This is a genomic window from Nostoc sp. DSM 114167 (genome assembly GCF_052692655.1).
The window spans coordinates 581,221-598,914 of record NZ_CP195116.1 but is presented as its reverse complement, the minus strand read 5'-3'; the positions used below and the strand labels follow the sequence as shown (position 1 = coordinate 598,914).

The window sequence follows — 17,694 nt, the reverse complement described above, 5'->3', positions numbered from 1 at the left end:
GTTTTAGCATTTCTTTAAAAATGTCAATTTTCTATGCCAACCTACAGAATGTGGGTTAACATCTACTCGATCAATTAATTCACAATGTCTCAGCAACAGCGCGCTCTCTTAATTGTCGATGATTCCCCAGAAGATCGAGAACTCTATCGGCGGTATTTACTGCGCGATCGCGAATATTCGTACACTATCCTAGAAGCAACGCTGGGACAACAAGGGTTAGAACTTTGGCAGCAACATCAGCCCGATGTAGTGTTGCTTGATTATCGATTGCCCGACCTAGACGGACTGGAATTTCTGGCACAATTGCAACCCTCGACCCAACAGCCTTGCCTACCCGTGATTGTCGTCACTGGGCAAGGCAATGAGGCGATCGCAGTTAAGGCAATTAAAGCGGGCGCACAAGATTATCTTGTCAAAGAGCAAATTACCCCAGAAGGGCTGCAAATAGCAGTAAATGGGGCAATTGAAACAGTGCAGCTACGCACCCAACTACAACAGCGTATTGAACGAGAGCGCGTAGTCTCACTTATTACCCAAAAAATTCACCAATCGCTAAATCTGGATGAAATTCTTCAGACAACTGTAACCGAAGTGCGAGAATTTCTGCACACCGATCGCGTCTTGGTTTTTCAGTTAAAACCTGATGGGAATGGGACAGTAGTAGCAGAATCGGTTGGGGAAAAGTGGCGATCGCTGCTTGACTCTACTATGTACGATCCCTGCCTCGCCGAGAACTACCTTGCATGGAATCGACCAGGAATAAGCTACGATACCGCCATTGTCGAGAATTATATCCAACGCTATCGTCAGGGTTACGTAACGGCAATATTTGATATTCAGGATAGCAGTATTGATGCCTGCCACGTTGAATTGTTGGCTCAGTTTCAAGTGAAAGCTAATCTGGTCGTGCCGATTATTTACGATGACCACTTTTGGGGATTGCTAATTGCTCATAATTGTGCAACTCCTCGAAGGTGGCAACCCTTAGAGATCGACTTGCTCAAAGAACTGGCGATTCAAGTTGGCATTGCAATTCGGCAGGCGGAACTTTATCAGCAGGCGCAGAATGAACTGACCGATCGCAGACGAGTAGAAGCAGAACTACGGGAGAGCGAAGAATGGCTGCGATTGGCACTGTCAGCTTCTCGGATGGGAACGTGGAACTGGAACATCCAAACCGGAAAAATTTCCTGGTCGGATAACCTAGAAGGCTTATTTGGACTGGAGTCAGGAGAATTTGACGGTTCATTCGAGATGTTTGCCGCGCGAGTCCACCCTCAAGATCGCGATCGCGTGCTGACAGCCGTCGAACTGGCGATCGCCACCGGAGAAGACTATGACATTGAATTTCGGGTAGTATATCCCAACGGTACAATTCGCTGGGCACTAAGCCAGGGTAAGGTATTTTACGACCAACAGGGGCAACCAATTCAGATGGCTGGTATCGATCTAGATATCACCGAACGCAAACAGTCAGCCGAAATTCTGCGCGAGAGTGAGGAACGTTTTCGGCAGCTTGCAGAAAATATTGATGCGGTGTTCTGGATCAAAGAAGTGTCGGAAAATCGAGTCAGCTATGTTAGTCCTGCATATAAACGACTGTGGGGATTGAACCCGCAAGAATTGTATCAAGAACAACAAGCATGGATCGATCGCATCCATCCAGAGGATCGAGAATCTACAGACAGAGCGTTTCATGAAAAAGCTGTCGCAGGTAAATTTGATGAGGAATATCGGATTATTTTACCCAATGGTAATATTCGCTGGGTTCACGATCGCTGCTTTCCCCTGCGAGATGAAACAGGAGAGATTTATCGGTTTGCCGGGATTGCCGAAGACATCAGCGATCGCAAACAGGTAGAGCAAGCCCTGCGAGACAGTGAAGAACGCTTCCGCACCTCAGTTGAAAATATGCTGGACTGCTTTGGAGTATACCGTGCTGTACGGAATGAGCAGGGACAGATTGTCGATTTTGTGACTGAATATGTCAATAGTGCGGCTTGTTTCAACAATCAAATGACTTATGAGCAGCAGATTGGACGGGGATTGTGTGAATTACTACCAGGGCATCATGAAAGTGGATTGTTTAATGAATACTGCCAGGTAGTAGAAACAGGACAGCCGCTCATTAAAGACAGCTTAGTTTATGAGGATGTGTACGGAAAACAACGCTTAGTTAGAGCCTTTGATATCCGCGTGGCTAAATGTGGAGATGGATTTGTTGCCACTTGGCGAGATATCACCACTCGCCAACAAACCGAAGAAGCCCTGCGCCAGAGTGAAGAATTTAAAAACCGCATTTTAGACAGCAGTTCTGATTGCATCAAGGTATTAAGCCTCGACGGGCGGCTGCTGTACATGAATACAGGTGGACTGTGTTTGATGGAAATTGATGACTTAAATTCCTATCTTAATACTCAATGGCTCTGTTTCTGGGAAGGCAGTTATCGGCAACAGGTAGAGTCGGCACTTGCTGCCACTAAAACAGGCGAAGTCAGCATTTTTCGCGGATACTGCCCAACTGCAAAAGGCACTCCGAAATGGTGGGAAGTGGTCGTTAGCCCGATCTTGGATGGCTCTGGGCAACTGGAACGAATCTTGTTGATTTCACGAGACATTACCGATCGCAAAAAGATAGAACTCCTGTTGCAGGAGAGCGAAGCCCGGTTGAAATTGGCGTACAAAGCTACACAATCGGGATTATGGGACTGGGACATTACCCGCAACAGAGCTCATGTATCTGAAGAATATATCAATCTGTTTGGGCTTGACCCAAGCACAAAGGAAATCACCTATGAACTGTGGTTAAGCCTTTTGCACCCAGACGATTGCGCCTCAGCTGATGAAACGGTGACTCGCACCATTCAGCAACAACAAGAGCATTATGAAGATGATTTCCGGATTATACATCCTGATGGCATTCGCTGGTTAGCGGCTAGAGGTCAGGTTTTCTATGATACTGCGGGCAATGCAATCCGGATGGTAGGCAACGTCCAGGATATCACCGATCGCAAACAAGCTGAAATCGAACGCGATCGCCTATTTCAACTAGAACAAGCAGCCAGAGCCGAAGCCGAACGCGCCAATCGGATCAAAGATGAGTTTCTGGCTATTCTCTCCCATGAATTGCGATCGCCTCTCAATCCAATTCTCGGCTGGACAAGACTGCTGCAAACTCGCAAATTTAGTGAAAAGAAAACGGCTGAAGCTTTAGCTACCATCGAACGCAACGCCAAACTACAAACTCAACTGATTGATGACTTGCTTGATGTAGCCAAAATTCTCCGGGGCAAACTCAGCATCGAAGCGGCTCCGGTGAATTTGGCATTTGTGATTGAATCTGCGCTCGACACAGTAAATACAGCAGCCCTTTCCAAATCAATCGTGTTGCATTCAGTACTGCCGAATGTTGGGCAAGTCTCTGGAGATTCCAACCGCCTTCAACAGATCGTTTGGAATTTACTTTCCAACGCGATCAAGTTTACTCCCAAAGGCGGACGGGTAGAAACCAGATTAGAGCGAGTTGACGATTGGGTAAAGATTATTGTCAGTGACACAGGTAAAGGCATTAACCCAGATTTTCTCCCGTATATTTTTGAGTCATTCCGTCAAGAAGATGTCTCAATTACTCGCAAGTATGGCGGGTTGGGATTGGGGTTAGCGATCGTCCGGCAGTTGGTTGAGGCGCACGGTGGCACCATCACGGCTGATAGTCCAGGTGAGGGCTTGGGAGCCACCTTTACAGTCCAGTTGCCACTGCTGAATGTGGAACCGGAAATCAAGCAGACAGATGAGTTGCCACAACCAGCACTCGAACTCACCGGGATTCGAGTCCTCACAGTTGATGATGACCCCGATGCCCGTCAGCTATTAACAGTATTGCTTGCTGAATACGGCGCGCAAGTCCTGACTGTTGCTTCTGGGGCAGAAGTTTTAGCAAACCTAGAATCCTTTCAACCCGATGTCTTAGTCAGTGATATTGGGATGCCGGAAGTCGATGGTTATTCCCTGATTCAACAGATTCGCGCTTTAACTCCCGAAAAAGGGGGAAAGATTCCCGCGATCGCTTTGACTGCTTATGCTAGAGTTGAGGATTCCCAACTAGCGATCGGCAATGGCTACCAACTGCACGTTACCAAGCCCCTCGATCCAGAAGAGTTAGTTGAAGCTGTGGTGGCACTTGCACGCGGTAAACTAAACCATCCCATTCCTGAAAATGATTCGGTTTAACCTTCAATCAACATCTGTGTTTGGATTGACCTTCAAAAGTACTTCTCGAATAATGGCGGAGGACTCCTTGGCAGAGTGTTCCTCCTCTTTGAATCGTGCCGCCAAGGTTTGATTGCGAACCTCCATCCTTGAAGCCATACGATGTGATAAAGAAGCTTTCTCTTCCAATGCCCTCAAAGCGATCCATAGTGCATCCTCTACCTTCTCAGACTGCGTAGCCAGCAAAGTTTCTGCTGAATAAGCATGACCCGTGCGGCAACGGAAGCGCAACAAATTTCCCTCTTCGAGTTCCCAGAGAATACCGCCGCAGTCAGGACAGGCAAAGTTTGATGGTTTACCAGGTCGATCGCTTTCGTTTTCTACTGCTTCCAAATCCAATTGTACTATTTTAGATTCAAACTCCATCTCGCTAGGTATGGGGTTTTCCGGTTGTACTTCCATTGGCGTATTAACTAGAGCTACTAAAGTAGAAGGAATATCTGAAAGTGGCAAAATATGGTCAATATCCTCTACGTTCTTGATCGCATTACGTGGCATATCAGGATACAAAGCATCGTCAGGATTTTGGACAATTGCTACACCACGCCGCATTTTTACAGCCATTAGTCCTGCCGTGCCGTCGTCAAGCAGACCTGTTAATAGCACAGCAATCACTTGCTGCCCATAAGTTCGCGCTGCACTGCGAAATAATGGATCGATAGCAGGACGACAACGGTTTTCTTTTGCACCCCGCGTCAAACGCAAATATCCTTTTTCTACCAGTAAATGGTAGTCAGGCAAAGCAACATAAATCGAACCAGGAACAATAGCTTCGCCGTTCTGAGCGTGAGACACTGGTAACTTGCCAGCACGACTTAATATTTCTGGTAGAAAACTCTTGCTGTAACTTGATACATGAAGGACTATAATTACAGCAGCATTGAGATCGGGCGGCAAATGTTTGACTAGATAAGTCAGCGCCTCAACCCCACCTGCTGATGTTCCAACGACGATAATATTGTGTTTAAGCATTAATGTAACGATCTCACTAACATGGCAGAGTGGGCAGCAAAAGCACATATACCGCCAGTCTTAACATTAACGCAACCAAAGAATTTGCTCACCTAGCTTTGAAAGGATTATATTCCAATACAGTTCAGTTAAGAAAAATTGTAGGTTGGGTTGCGCTTTGCTTAACTCAACAAAGTCCTGCTCAGAGAGTTTTTGCGTAAGTCTTAAGGGTTTTAAAATCACGCAAAATTATTTTCCGCGATTGAAAAAATATAAACTGCGGAAAACCATTTCCACAGAAATATATTCTAAGGGTCGTAGCAATGCTACTTCTATACATTGTTTTTCGGTGCTACGTCTTTGTAGACATCGCTCAAATTTAAACATTAGTTGCCAAAATTCGAGCGTTTGCAGCTAATGTTCTTCCATGTATAAGAAAGGTTTAAGTATTTCCAGCAAATATATAATTAATTGTTGCAAAGGCTTAATACTTTGCAACACATGCTCTTCCATGTATAAGAAAGGTTTAAGTATTTCCAGCAAATATATAATTAATTGTTGCAAAGGCTTAATACTTTGCAACAAATGCTCTTCCATGTATAAGAAAGCTTTAAGCATTTGCAGCAATCATTGTAATGAACTTATGAATCTATTTGTTACTGAAAAAATCGGTTTAAAGCTTGAGACTCAATATCTTGACTGGAGGTGGAGCCTCTAATAAGCCATTCCTATGCAGAGCATGGGAACGAGATAAATCGGAAATCAAAAGGCTATATTTTAGGAGATCAAAAACAGTAGCTTAATCTTGTAATAATTAATATGGGAATGATAGGACACTATAGACGTATCTCACCCAATCGACTTACTGAATTACAAAATAATCCAGAGTCTATTGTTACTTTTTTATTTCCTGGTGACGAGGCGGACGAGATATCTGAATCAGATGGGCGCTATCTCAATATTGACAAGACATGGCATGGTCTTCATTTTTTACTTACTGGATCGGCACTCCCAAACGATCCGCCTTTAACAAATGTTGTCATGGGCGGTACTCCACTAGGCGATCCAGAAAACCCAGATTTTGATTTTGGCCCAGCCCGCTTCCTCTCACCTCAAGAAGTACAAGAAGTAGCGAAAGAATTAAGCAAGATTTCCAAGACCGATCTGGAAGCCCGCTTCGATCCTTCAGCACTTTTGACAGCAGATGTTTATCCATATGTATGGCAAGAAGGGAAGGAAGCACTAGAGTACATAACCTATTACTATATCTACGTGGTAGAGTTCTTTCAAGAAGCAGCTAAGTGTGGTGATGTAGTGTTGTTATACATATCCTGAGCTTTACATAGAATACAGTTCAGTTAAGCATTGATCTTTGAATTTAGTGTCTGATACGATATTTTCTTTTCAACAAAGAAATCTCTTGCAAAAGTCCCTTCACGCGGTAGAATAACGAAATTTTGCAAGAGGTCTTAATCATGAAACCATTTCTTTTTGTAACCGATTTAGATGACACCCTCGTATACCGGACTGTAGGCGATGACACCGCTTTACCAGAACTAAATCAACTGCTGAGTCAACATCGCCAAGAATACGGTACTAAAATCGTTTATTCTACTGGGCGATCGCCTGTACTTTACAAAGAACTCCAAGCTCAAAAAAATCTTTTGCAACCCGATGCCCTCGTCCTATCTGTGGGTACAGAAATTTACCTAGATGGTACTGATACTCCAGACTCAGATTGGTCAGAAATCCTCTCTCCAGGATGGGAACGGGAAACTGTATTATCTATTACGAAAAAATATCCGGAGTTAGTTCGGCAACCAGATTCCGAACAGCGCCCCTTCAAAGTGAGTTGTTTTTTAGAACAAGAAGTATCTGCGAATGTTCTACCACAACTTGAAGCTGAGTTACAAAAATCTAAATTAAATGTAAAGTTAATCTACAGTAGCGGAATAGACCTTGACATTGTACCCCTGACCAGCGATAAAGGTCAAGCAATGCAGTTTTTGCGCCAGAAGTGGAAATTTGCAGCAGAACAAACAGTTGTCTGTGGTGATTCGGGTAATGATATTGCTTTATTTGCTGTAGGCAACGAACGGGGAATCATTGTGGGGAATGCCCGAAAAGAGTTACTCCAATGGCACAATGAGCATCCCGCAGACTATCACTACCTGGCTTCATCTTTTTGTGCAGGTGGAATTATCGAAGGCTTAAATTATTTTGGTCTCTTGTAATGATTAGTTATTTAAAAGGTATAGTCGCTGGTATCCAAACAATTGGCGCGAATCGCGTGATTCTGACTCTGGAAGTGAATGGCTTGGGGTATGATTTGCAAGTTCCCCAACGCCTAGCAAACCAGTTACCAGAGTCGGGAGGAGTAACGCAAATTTTTACCCATTTACAAATTCGTGAAGAAGTGCCCTTTCTTTATGGCTTTGCTTCCCCAGCCGAACGCGATTTATTTCGCCACTTGTTGACTGTCACAGGGATTGGTGCGGCCTTAGCGATCGCCCTCTTGGACACTCTGGAACTACCAGATTTAGTCCAAGCAATTATCGCTGGCAATACACAAATCTTAATTCAGGCTCCCGGTGTCGGTAAAAAAATCGCCGAACGCATCTGTTTGGAACTGAAAAGCAAATTAGTCGAGTGGCGCAAATCAGCCGGATTCTTCGTCGCCACAGGCGGGCCAGCACCAGGAATTCTCGAAGAAGTGCAAATGACCCTCTTCGCCTTGGGATATACTGCCCATGAGGTCAGTCACGCCCTCCACGTGGTCAGCGAAGACATCGGACTACCCAAAGATGCCTATGTCGAAGACTGGATTAAACAAGCGATCGCTCATCTCAGTAGCGAACAAGTTTAATTGTCATTTGTCATTTGTCATTAGTCCTTAGTCATTAAGTCCTTAGTCACTTGTACTGAGCGAAGCCAAAGTATTTGTCCTTAGTCATTAGTCATTAGTTATTTGTCATTAGTTATTCTCCCCCTGCCCCCTGCCCCCTGCCCCCTGCCCCCCTGCTCCCCCTGCCCCCTGTCCCAATGACCGACCCTTATGCCTGGCTAGAACAGTCCTTAGCAACAATTCATCGGGCGGACTGGTATCGTTCGGTACAACCGATCGGTGGCCGTTCGGGTGCAACGGTGGTTTTAGCTGAGCAAGAGGTAATTAATTTTGCCAGTAATGACTATTTGGGATTGGCTGGAGATGAGCGGTTGATGGCGGCGGCGACTGCTGCGATCGCTGAATTTGGGACAGGTAGTACTGGTTCGAGATTACTCAGTGGGCATCGGGAGTTACACAGGGAGTTAGAGTCGGCGATCGCATCTACCAAACAAACAGAAGATGCCTTGGTATTTAGTTCCGGGTATTTAGCAAATTTGGGTGCAATTACCGCCCTTGTGGGCAAACGCGATCTAATATTTTCTGACCAGTACAATCATTCCAGTCTGAAAAATGGGGCGATTCTTAGCGGTGCAGCAGTGGTGGAATACCCACACTGCGATCTGGCAGTATTAAAAACTCAGTTGAGTCAACAGCGGCAAAATTACCGACGCTGTTTGATTCTTACTGATAGCGTTTTCAGCATGGATGGCGATTTGTGTCCGTTGCCTGCACTGTTGGCGATCGCTGATGAATTTAGCTGTATGCTGCTAGTTGATGAAGCTCATGCCACTGGGGTACTAGGAAAAACTGGCGCTGGGTGTGTCGAACATTTTGGATGTACGGGAAAGCCGTTAATTCAAGCTGGCACTTTGAGTAAAGCTTTAGGTAGTTTAGGCGGGTATGTAGCAGGAAGTAACGCCCTAATTGATTTCTTACGGAACCGCGCACCCAGTTGGATTTATACCACTGGGCTTTCACCTGCTGATACAGCCGCAGCCTTAGCAGCAATCAAAATAGTGCAACAAGAACCGCAACGCCGTGCTAAATTGTGGCAAAATATACATCACTTAAAAAATTTACTGCAACAGTTACCTAACCTGAAATTGCTGCCTTCTGAATCACCTATATTATGTTTTCAATTGCCCAGTGCAACAGATGCACTCAAAGCTGGAAAACAGCTAAGAGATGCTGGCATTTTTGCCCCAGCAATTCGCCCTCCCACAGTACCCACAAGTCGAATCAGAATATCTTTAATGGCAACTCATGAAGCAGCACATATTGAAAAATTGGTAGCAGTGCTGAAGGATTGCAATATAATTCGTAATTCGTAATACTCATCAAGGCATGAGAAGCAAGCTACGTAATCAATACTACTCGCTTTGTGCATTTTGAACTCAGAATTTGGTTTGGGGAAAAGGTTACTGGGGTTGGGTTAAAGGTTTTTTCTTTCCCTTTTCCCCTTCCCCTTTTCCCTTTCACCGACAAGTATTGGCTACGTAATTCGTAATTACATACTTATTGATAAAGTCTTAAAACCTCCGATAATGAAAATAGCGCATACCACAGTAGGACACTTATGAATCCAGATACCCATGAAGGCGGTACTCAGAAAACCTTGATTTATCAGCACCTACAAAACTTGCAAGAACAACATCAAGACGAGTTAGAAAATATAGTTCGGTTATTGGCAAGCATCACCATCTAAATCAGTTTTAATTCCCCAGACACTTAGTTAAGGTATCAAGATGTCAATAGAGCAAGCAGCCATTCGTCGGTGACGTTGACGGACGGCTTTAATCAAGCCGATCGAACGATTTACTAGTTCTTTACCCCTGATTTACTCTAAAAAATAAGTTCCTAACTCTTTTATTCTCTCTACCCAACCTTTCATCTCATCAGCCACTTTATACTTCCATTGAAGTTGAAGTACTTCTCTAGTATGAGAATCATCAAATATAACTTTGTCTTTGTTTTCAAAGACTGGGGGAATAAATTCTACCTGAGCAGCCTGGGCAAACATTTTTGACACTTGGCTAATACTAAAATTTTCAGGCGCAGCAAGGTAGTGTCCTCCTTTGGAGCCAAATCGCGCTACTGCAATGTAGCAGTATGCTAAATCTTCAACATGAATCCACGCCGTCATAAAATCTGGTGGAAATGGTTGATAGCCTTGGTGTGGTTTCCCTGTAATGAACTGCTGAATGGCAAAATCCCAGAAACTGCCACGAGTTGGTGCTGAACCATACACTGATGAAGGATAGACAATCGAGGCGTTACCTCCATTACTGATATATTCTTCTACTAGCACATCTTTCAACACATTTACACCCGATAGTAAGTCAAAACATACTAAATATTCGGGCCGTGTATAATCTTTTGGCGGAGGTATTTCTGTTATTCGTCCTCCATTGGCGGTAATCAAAGAGAAATTCCCACTGGTTGTAATTACATGAATATCTGGCGAAACTGCACTAGTACCGTATAAAGCGGCTTCTAATGCTATACGGTCTAAAGCGAATTGAGCTTCTTGGGTTGATTCTGGAGGCATGTGCCACGCTACATTAATTACTGTTGTAATATCATGCTTGCGAATTGCTTGTGCAACATCATTGCTGGAAATTTCTACCTCTTGAGAGCGGATTATTTCCTTGCAAAAAGGCTTTATACCCTCAATATCAGTATTCGGACGTACAAGTGCCAATACTGCAAAATCTTGTGTCTGAGAAAACTTTTGGCACAGCGCTCCGCCAATATACCCGGCTGCACCTATAATCAAGACATTTTTAACGGAAGAGCTTTTTTCGGATGAAAAGTCTTTGTTATTTGACATATAAAGTTGTAGCTAATTAAGGTTTTTTATGTTTTTAAAATAGCGCTTAAGATAAATTAAATATCCGTAGCCTACATAATAAAGTAAAAACTGATATCAGTAGCAAAGAAATGCGTAGAGATTTTTATGTGTGTAACTAACTTACAATCTTTAGGTTGGCGATCGCAAGCCAGATAAATGCGAAATATTAACTTTTACCTTTGCTTTAACCCTTGAAGTTCGTACTGTCATACTGTTTACAATTGCTCATTCCTTACTTGCCCTGAAGGTAGGAAGCATCCGTTTAGTGAAATCTATGTTTCTGTAGAGGTTTTATGAGTCTGATTCTTCCCAAACGTACCCTATCCCGTCGTCGGTTACTGCAAGTATCTGGACTTTCAGGAGTAGGCTTTCTTCTTGGTGGCTGTGGAACAGATTTGTTCTCAGATAATTTGCGGCAAATCTCTGAGCCACTAAACCAAAGTCTTGAAGCACTTCTGCTAACTCAAAAACCTATACCTGAATTTCCTGTCAGTGCTATAGAAGCAGATAAATTGCTGGTTAATACTTTTGATTTTACCCCGCAAATCGATCCGGCGCAGTTTCGCTTAATAATTAATGGTGAGGTGAATAATGCGATGCAATTGAGCATGGCAGATATTCAAAAACTACCCTTGACTTCAATGGTAATTCGCCATGTTTGTGTTGAAGGCTGGGCTGCGATCGTTCAATGGGGAGGTGTGCGATTACGAGATTTAGTAGCGCTGGTACAGCCGAAATCAAACGTCCGTTATGTCTACTTCAAATCTGCTGATGGCTACTATGAAAGCTGGGATCTTGCTTCTGTTGTACATCCCCAAACTCTCATGGCTTATCAAAAGAATGGACAACCCTTATCAGTTGATAATGGTGCGCCTATGCGCCTAGCATCCCCAATTAAACTGGGCTACAAGCAAAGCAAGTGGGTAACTCAAATTACATTCGTCAGTAATTTATTACCTACTAAAGGCTATTGGGAAGATCAAGGCTATGAGTGGTTTGCAGGGTTATGAGGCAGGCAAAAAGCTAATCCAAATCGGGTTCAACGCCTAGCGCTCGCAATTGTGCAATCAACCGTTCAGCTCGTTGTCTTTCCTGTTCAGCCCGTTGACTTTCTTGTTCAGCTCGTTGACTTTCTCGTTCTGTAGAAGTCAATACCCAGCAGCCTGTCCAATCATACCACCGTAACCAGGGCTGTTCTACATCTTGATAGCGTCCCTGCCAAACACCCAAGCCTAATTCTAGTTCTGGTATCCAAAAGCGCGACTCTGACAGTGCGATCTCAGCATAACGACCACCATCTAACTTAAACACCCTGAACTCATATTTGTACCGATCGAATACTACATAATAAGGAACACGTAGAATTTGCTCATACACTTCCCATTTTCCTGGTGGTTGCTTGATATCTCGCAATGTCTGCCCCAAGTCTTCTTTTTCAGTTCCGGGAGACAGTAATTCAACCACAATAAAAGGATGAACTCCCTCTTGCCAAACAACATAACTTAAGCGTAAATCCCGTTGTTCGTAGAGTCGGGAAACGCCTAAAACGGCAAACCAATCTGGTCGCTTATACCACAGTGGATAGCGTGGGTCATAATAAAGATTCAGATCGCTAGCAACAAATATCTCGTCGCTTGGATAATTTGGTGGACGAAAGGTTTCGTCTAACAAACGAGGTTGCAATAAATGAAACTGATCGGGCAAACCAGGCTCCTCTAGGTCTTCGCTAGGAAGATCGTACATGGTTGGCAATACATCTTTAGGCGATCGCGGCGGATCGGTTTGATACATCATAAAGCAATCCTGATGATGAAACTCTCAGTTCTATTATGATTTAATTGTTTTTAAGTAACTCAACACCTTGCAGAACGCGGCAGCATAAATTTCTCGCCTTCTGCTGCAAATTTGCCGCGAACCATCAGCACAGTTTCATCAAAAGTATGGGTGAATGCTTGCACATCTTTGACATCCAGAAGTTCTGGACTAAAGTAAATCACTACTTCTTCAATGGGTTGAGGTATCTTACTAAGAATATTCTTCAAAGAGCATATCTGCGTTGTCACTAAATCGAAAAGATGAAGTCGGGTATCTTCTATCTCCATACAAACGATTAAATCTAAATCTTCTGCATAATATAAGGGACGACTTCCTTCATTGACACAGAACACAGGTTTTTCGTTGACTACGCCAACTATATTAGAGATAGGAATACGTGTTTCCAAAAGTCTGTGTAGCAATGTGTAATCTTTAATATTTGCAAAATCCAGTATTCTGAAGCTATCAGTGCCACCTGTGGAGTTACACTTAACTTTAAAGATGTGTTCTTCGACAACACGAAAGCCAAAAGGTAAGTAAAACTCTGGTTGTGGTGTCGTCAGTATCAGGGTTTCGTAAAGGCGATCGCGATCGCAATACCCTAGCACTTCCTCCATCACTTCACGGTAATACCCTCTCCTGCGAAATTTTAGACGGGTAGCTACTCCATGAATTCCTCCGACAGTCAGCCTTTGTCCCATAATTTGCATGGGAATTTCTAACACTCCCACATGGGTAATAGCGATATCATCATGAAAGCGAATAAAGGGAGTTGAAGCTGTTTCCCAGGATGCACCAAGTTTTCTGGCACATTCTGCTAAACTGCTGATTCCGGGAAATGTGACTTCCATTAAGTCAAAAAGTTTATCACTTATGCTGGGATCGTCAGAGAATGACTGTTTAAAACGATACTTGCTCATAGTCAAGTATTACTATCAATTACACAATTTACTACAAAATAAATTCTAGCAAATCCAGAAGAAGGAAAATATAAATAGATAGTAGGGTGTAAGTGTTGCGCCTCCAACGTTTACCCCAATATTTCTCAAGCCTGAGTCTCTTCAAATAGCACTAAGCCATACTTCTCGTCAGTAGGCAAAAAGCCAATTTGTTGATAAACGGCTTGTGCTGCTTGGTTATTATCATTTGTAAATAGGATGGCACATTTTACTAAGAGCGATCGCGTTGCGAAAAAAATGGATAAAGTCGAGCTAACAACGAGCCTGCTATCACACTTTAATCCTTAACTGAAAAATATTGGGTGCAAACTTATACTTTGGAGTTTTTCAGAGTTTCCACTACTGCATAAATTGAAAAATCACCCAAGAACAGCTGACGCATAATTGAATAATTGATGATAATTTTGTAAATAATATATGAAATCAATAATGCACCTATCACTCTAATTCCTTCAGATGCCAATATTGGGTAATTTTTCATAGTTATTTGTATTGGCTGATGCAAATACATAATGAGCATAGAAGCACTACCAAGTTCACGTAGGGCATTTCCTATATGAGATTTATTATGAAGTAGTACCGCCAATTGCTGTGTAATAATAATACCAGACAAAGCTATGACTACATTAAAAATTAATACACCATAGGTGGTATTTTTCATATTAAAATTGAAATATATGATAGACCCAGTATCTAGTAAAAAGGCAGCCAAAAATATTATTATTCCTAATATCAATATCCTCCAATTAATTAATAATGATTTAGCTGCCATGTGTCCTAACCAGTAAAATGGAAGTGCCATTGCCACTACATTAATATTCCAAGGAAAAATAATATTTTTAAAGAAGTAATAATTAATCATTGCTAAACAATAACAGCCAAGAATAATTTTTATCATCAGCCAATTATTAGATCCAAACTTTATATAGAGCAGGTTATATAACTGCTGCGTAAAAAATAAACAAGTTACAAACCAAAATACACCAAACCAAAGCACCAGATTCGCTCCACCATACAATTGTTTCCAAATTATTATCAATATAGGTATTATAAGTTTATCTATCGCCAATAATTTTTTTTGCTGCAAACTGTCCATTATCAATGGTAAATACTGAAGCAAAGTAAATAAACAAAGAAATGAGAAATAGGGTACTAAAAGATGAAATGTTTTTTTCTTCAAAAAAGCATAGTAGTCAGTTTTTTCTCTATAAAGATATCCACTGATAAAGAAAAAAAGCGGCATATGGAACCAGTAAATATATTTCGATACTGGATTGACTATATGTCCTACAACAACTGTAATTATGGCAAGACCTTTCCAACAATCAATCCATTCAATTCTTGGTATTATTCTTTCTTTTGCTATACGATCGACTATTTCTGATTTTACCATTTTAATTATTTCTGATGACAAAATTAAGGCGATCGCCAGAGATTTTTTAAGATAAAAATCAATTTTGTCTCACAGATATTATTTTCTAATTAATCTGGACAAAATTGTTATAAGTTGTAAATCATAAGGCTAACAGTATTATGATAAAAATTAATTACTAAAAACATACACTAAGATTATTTCTTCCCTTAGATATACTTATTTAGATTATGATAAACTACTGACGACTTAGCGAGTAAAAATTTCTATACAATTGCAAAAATCGCTTTGATTGCAAGGAGACTTAATAAATAAGTATTTAGTATTAAAAAAACATCTCTCTATTGGCAGAAATTTAAGTCTCTTCACAACTTTTCAAACACCCTCTTAGAGGTTGAATGAACAAGTATTTAGCTGTGACTTTAGGCACTTTTAGATCCCCCCTAGCCTTAAAAAGGGGGGAACCAAAATCAAAATCTCCCTTTTTAAGGGAGATTTTGAGGGATCTAAAACTTTTGATACGGATAAGCTGGAGATATTAATTGCTAATGTGGCTTCATGACTGCCGATAGCAGGCAAACTCCATTGAAAAAGTAGCCATCCCAGAAGTAAGCGATCGCAATTCTGTAGAATACCCAAACATTCGCGCCAGCGCTACTTCTGCCCGAATCACCGTGTATCCCTGCATTGTCTCAGAACCCAATAACAAACCGCGACGCGAGGATAAGTCACCTTGAACCCTTCCCATAAACTCGTTGGGTGTTTCCACCTCTACCAGCATGATGGGTTCGAGGACGTAGGGTTTGGCTTTAGCGATCGCACCTTCAATTGCTTGATGGGACGCTGACCGAAAAGCCAGTTCTGAAGAGTCAATTGGGTGATAAGAACCACCATCCAAAACGACTTTCACCCCAGTTACCGGATAGCCTTCCAGCTGTCCTGATTGCATCGCCTCACGGAAACCTTTCTCGCACGCAGGGATATATTCTTTAGGAATCGCACCCCCAACCACCCGATTCTCGAAGACAAACGGCTGATCTGTGGGTTCAATCCACCCAGTAATATGGGCGTACTGACCAGGGCCGCCTGACTGTTTCTTGAATCGGTAGTCAAAAGTAGCTTGTTGCCTAATGGTTTCTCGGTACGCCACGGCAGGATTACCAACGTAAACCTCGGCATTATATTCCCGTTGAATGCGTTCGAGATAGATTTCTAAGTGGAGTTCGCCCATCCCAGAAATCAGAGTTGCGCCTGATTCAGGATCTATACTTAAGCGGAAAGTGGGATCTTCCCTTTGAAAGCGATTGAGTGCCTTGGAAAGGCGTTCGCCCTTGGCGTTGGCGGAGCCATCGCTATCTTCCTGTTTCTTGGGCGTAATCGCCAGCGTAATTACTGGTTCCGGCACAAACATCTTCTCTAGAGATAGCAGTGGTTCCTCAGAACAGAATGTATCACCAGAAGCACAATCCACACCCAACAGAGCCACAATATCCCCTGCTACCGCAACTTTTACCTCTTCTCGCTTATTGGCGTGCATTCTCACCAAGCGACCGATTTGCACTCGTTGTTCAGTCCGCGAATTGTAGACGGTATCGCCTGGTTTGAGCGTCCCAGAGTAAATCCGCGTATAGGTCAACTGCCCAAAGGACTCAACGGTAAGTTTAAATGCCAATGCCACCAAGGAAGCATCAGGGTTAGGGTAGACACTCACCGAATTTGTGGTTTTGACCACTTCTCTATCTATGGGAGATGGTAGATAGAGTACAACTGCATCCAATAAGTTTTGCACTCCTTTATTTTTGAATGCCGAACCCAGCAATACAGGTGTGAATTCTAGACTCAAGGTTGCTTGTCGAATGGTTTCCCAAATTAATGTTTTGGGAATCTCCTCACCCGCCAGTAACATCTCTGTCATCGGTTCTGAGAACAACGACAAAGCATCTAGTAGTTTCTCCCGTGCCTGTTGTGCCTCATCTTTAAGAGCTTCGGGAATTGACTTTTTGATGTGGTTTTCGCCGTTTTCACCTTCAAAGTAGTCAGCAGTCATTTCTACCAGGTCAATCGCTCCCTGGAATTGGTCTTCACTGCCGATCGGATACTGGAGCAACATTGCATTGAGTTGCAAGCGATCGCGTATTCCCTGTACTACACGGAATGGATCTGCCCCCGTCCGATCCATTTTGTTGATGAATGCTAAACGCGGCACACGGTAGCGCTTCATTTGCCGATCTACTGTAATGGACTGGGACTGTACACCCGCCACAGCACACAGCACCATCACCGCCCCATCCAACACCCGCAGGGCGCGTTCTACTTCTATTGTAAAATCTACGTGTCCAGGTGTATCAATCAGGTTAATTTGAGTATCGTGCCACTGGCAGGTTGTAGCAGCGGAAGTGATGGTTATACCATGCAGCTTTTCTTCTGGCATAAAATCCATCGTTGCACCCTTACCGCCTCCCCGCACTTCCTCAATAGCGTGGATTCTGCCCGTGTAGAAGAGAATTCGCTCTGACAGCGTAGTTTTACCAGAGTCGATGTGGGCAGAGATACCAATATTTCGGATGCGTGTTCGGGGAATCATAAAATT

General features: G+C 42.9%; 13 protein-coding genes. 7 read left to right on the top strand and 6 right to left on the bottom strand.

What is annotated here, in order from left to right; all coding sequences use genetic code 11:
* The first annotated feature begins 84 nt into the window (after positions 1-84).
* Positions 85-4,230, top strand: coding sequence for a PAS domain-containing protein (locus tag NSTC731_RS02555; RefSeq protein WP_445629490.1), 4,146 nt, complete (start codon positions 85-87; stop codon positions 4,228-4,230).
* Positions 4,231-4,233: 3 nt separating this feature from the next.
* Here the strand turns inward: NSTC731_RS02555 and NSTC731_RS02550 are convergent, their stop codons facing one another.
* Entirely contained in the window at positions 4,234-5,241 is a 1,008-nt protein-coding gene (locus NSTC731_RS02550; RefSeq protein WP_445629489.1) for a chemotaxis protein CheB, read from the bottom strand.
* Between the two features lie 804 nt (positions 5,242-6,045).
* On the opposite strand from NSTC731_RS02550, the gene NSTC731_RS02545 reads away from it, so the two are divergent.
* From NSTC731_RS02545 to NSTC731_RS02525, 5 genes are all read left to right on the top strand, one after another.
* Entirely contained in the window at positions 6,046-6,555 is a 510-nt protein-coding gene (locus NSTC731_RS02545; protein WP_445629488.1) for a YfbM family protein, read from the top strand.
* 140 nt (positions 6,556-6,695) lie between these two features.
* Entirely contained in the window at positions 6,696-7,454 is a 759-nt protein-coding gene (locus NSTC731_RS02540; protein ID WP_445629487.1) for a sucrose-phosphate phosphatase, read from the top strand.
* Positions 7,454-8,086, top strand: coding sequence for a Holliday junction branch migration protein RuvA (gene ruvA / locus NSTC731_RS02535; protein WP_099101282.1), 633 nt, complete (start codon positions 7,454-7,456; stop codon positions 8,084-8,086). Before NSTC731_RS02540 ends, ruvA begins: the two co-directional genes overlap by 1 nt.
* 176 nt (positions 8,087-8,262) lie before the next feature.
* Complete coding sequence (gene bioF / locus NSTC731_RS02530; RefSeq protein ID WP_445629486.1) at positions 8,263-9,438, top strand: 8-amino-7-oxononanoate synthase; 1,176 nt, start codon at positions 8,263-8,265, stop codon at positions 9,436-9,438.
* Positions 9,439-9,683: 245 nt separating this feature from the next.
* Positions 9,684-9,812 carry a hypothetical protein gene (locus tag NSTC731_RS02525; RefSeq protein ID WP_445629485.1) on the top strand — a complete coding sequence of 43 codons (129 nt, stop codon included), beginning with the start codon at positions 9,684-9,686 and terminating at the stop codon, positions 9,810-9,812.
* 132 nt (positions 9,813-9,944) lie between these two features.
* Here NSTC731_RS02525 and NSTC731_RS02520 read toward each other — a convergent pair whose 3' ends face one another.
* Positions 9,945-10,937, bottom strand: coding sequence for an NAD-dependent epimerase/dehydratase family protein (locus NSTC731_RS02520; RefSeq protein ID WP_445629484.1), 993 nt, complete (start codon positions 10,935-10,937; stop codon positions 9,945-9,947).
* A 314-nt stretch (positions 10,938-11,251) separates the two neighbouring features.
* Here NSTC731_RS02520 and NSTC731_RS02515 point away from each other — a divergent pair, with 314 nt between their 5' ends.
* On the top strand, positions 11,252-11,968 hold the full coding sequence (locus NSTC731_RS02515; protein ID WP_445629483.1) for a molybdopterin-dependent oxidoreductase: 717 nt from the start codon (positions 11,252-11,254) through the stop codon (positions 11,966-11,968).
* A gap of 13 nt (positions 11,969-11,981) precedes the next feature.
* On the opposite strand, the gene NSTC731_RS02510 is transcribed toward NSTC731_RS02515, so the two are convergent.
* The 4 genes from NSTC731_RS02510 to fusA form a co-directional block, all read right to left on the bottom strand.
* Positions 11,982-12,749 (bottom strand): Uma2 family endonuclease, encoded by a 768-nt coding sequence (locus NSTC731_RS02510; protein WP_445632260.1) that lies wholly within the window; start codon positions 12,747-12,749, stop codon positions 11,982-11,984.
* Positions 12,750-12,811: 62 nt separating this feature from the next.
* Positions 12,812-13,693: a GNAT family N-acetyltransferase gene (locus tag NSTC731_RS02505; RefSeq protein WP_445629482.1), complete on the bottom strand. Its 882-nt coding sequence runs from the start codon at positions 13,691-13,693 to the stop codon at positions 12,812-12,814.
* 349 nt (positions 13,694-14,042) lie between these two features.
* A complete protein-coding gene (locus NSTC731_RS02500) occupies positions 14,043-15,125 on the bottom strand; it encodes an acyltransferase family protein (protein WP_445629481.1) in 1,083 nt (360 codons plus the stop codon).
* 535 nt (positions 15,126-15,660) lie between these two features.
* Positions 15,661-17,688, bottom strand: a complete 2,028-nt coding sequence (fusA, locus tag NSTC731_RS02495; protein WP_445629480.1) for an elongation factor G — start codon at positions 17,686-17,688, stop codon at positions 15,661-15,663.
* Positions 17,689-17,694 lie beyond the last annotated feature (6 nt).

Coding starts and splice junctions, on each gene's coding strand:
- NSTC731_RS02555 (WP_445629490.1), top strand. CDS start 85: ATGTCTCAGCAACAGCGCGCTCTCTTAATTGTCGATGATTCCCCAGAA.
- NSTC731_RS02550 (WP_445629489.1), bottom strand. CDS start 5,241: ATGCTTAAACACAATATTATCGTCGTTGGAACATCAGCAGGTGGGGTT.
- NSTC731_RS02545 (WP_445629488.1), top strand. CDS start 6,046: ATGATAGGACACTATAGACGTATCTCACCCAATCGACTTACTGAATTA.
- NSTC731_RS02540 (WP_445629487.1), top strand. CDS start 6,696: ATGAAACCATTTCTTTTTGTAACCGATTTAGATGACACCCTCGTATAC.
- ruvA (WP_099101282.1), top strand. CDS start 7,454: ATGATTAGTTATTTAAAAGGTATAGTCGCTGGTATCCAAACAATTGGC.
- bioF (WP_445629486.1), top strand. CDS start 8,263: ATGACCGACCCTTATGCCTGGCTAGAACAGTCCTTAGCAACAATTCAT.
- NSTC731_RS02525 (WP_445629485.1), top strand. CDS start 9,684: ATGAATCCAGATACCCATGAAGGCGGTACTCAGAAAACCTTGATTTAT.
- NSTC731_RS02520 (WP_445629484.1), bottom strand. CDS start 10,937: ATGTCAAATAACAAAGACTTTTCATCCGAAAAAAGCTCTTCCGTTAAA.
- NSTC731_RS02515 (WP_445629483.1), top strand. CDS start 11,252: ATGAGTCTGATTCTTCCCAAACGTACCCTATCCCGTCGTCGGTTACTG.
- NSTC731_RS02510 (WP_445632260.1), bottom strand. CDS start 12,749: ATGTATCAAACCGATCCGCCGCGATCGCCTAAAGATGTATTGCCAACC.
- NSTC731_RS02505 (WP_445629482.1), bottom strand. CDS start 13,693: ATGAGCAAGTATCGTTTTAAACAGTCATTCTCTGACGATCCCAGCATA.
- NSTC731_RS02500 (WP_445629481.1), bottom strand. CDS start 15,125: ATGGTAAAATCAGAAATAGTCGATCGTATAGCAAAAGAAAGAATAATA.
- fusA (WP_445629480.1), bottom strand. CDS start 17,688: ATGATTCCCCGAACACGCATCCGAAATATTGGTATCTCTGCCCACATC.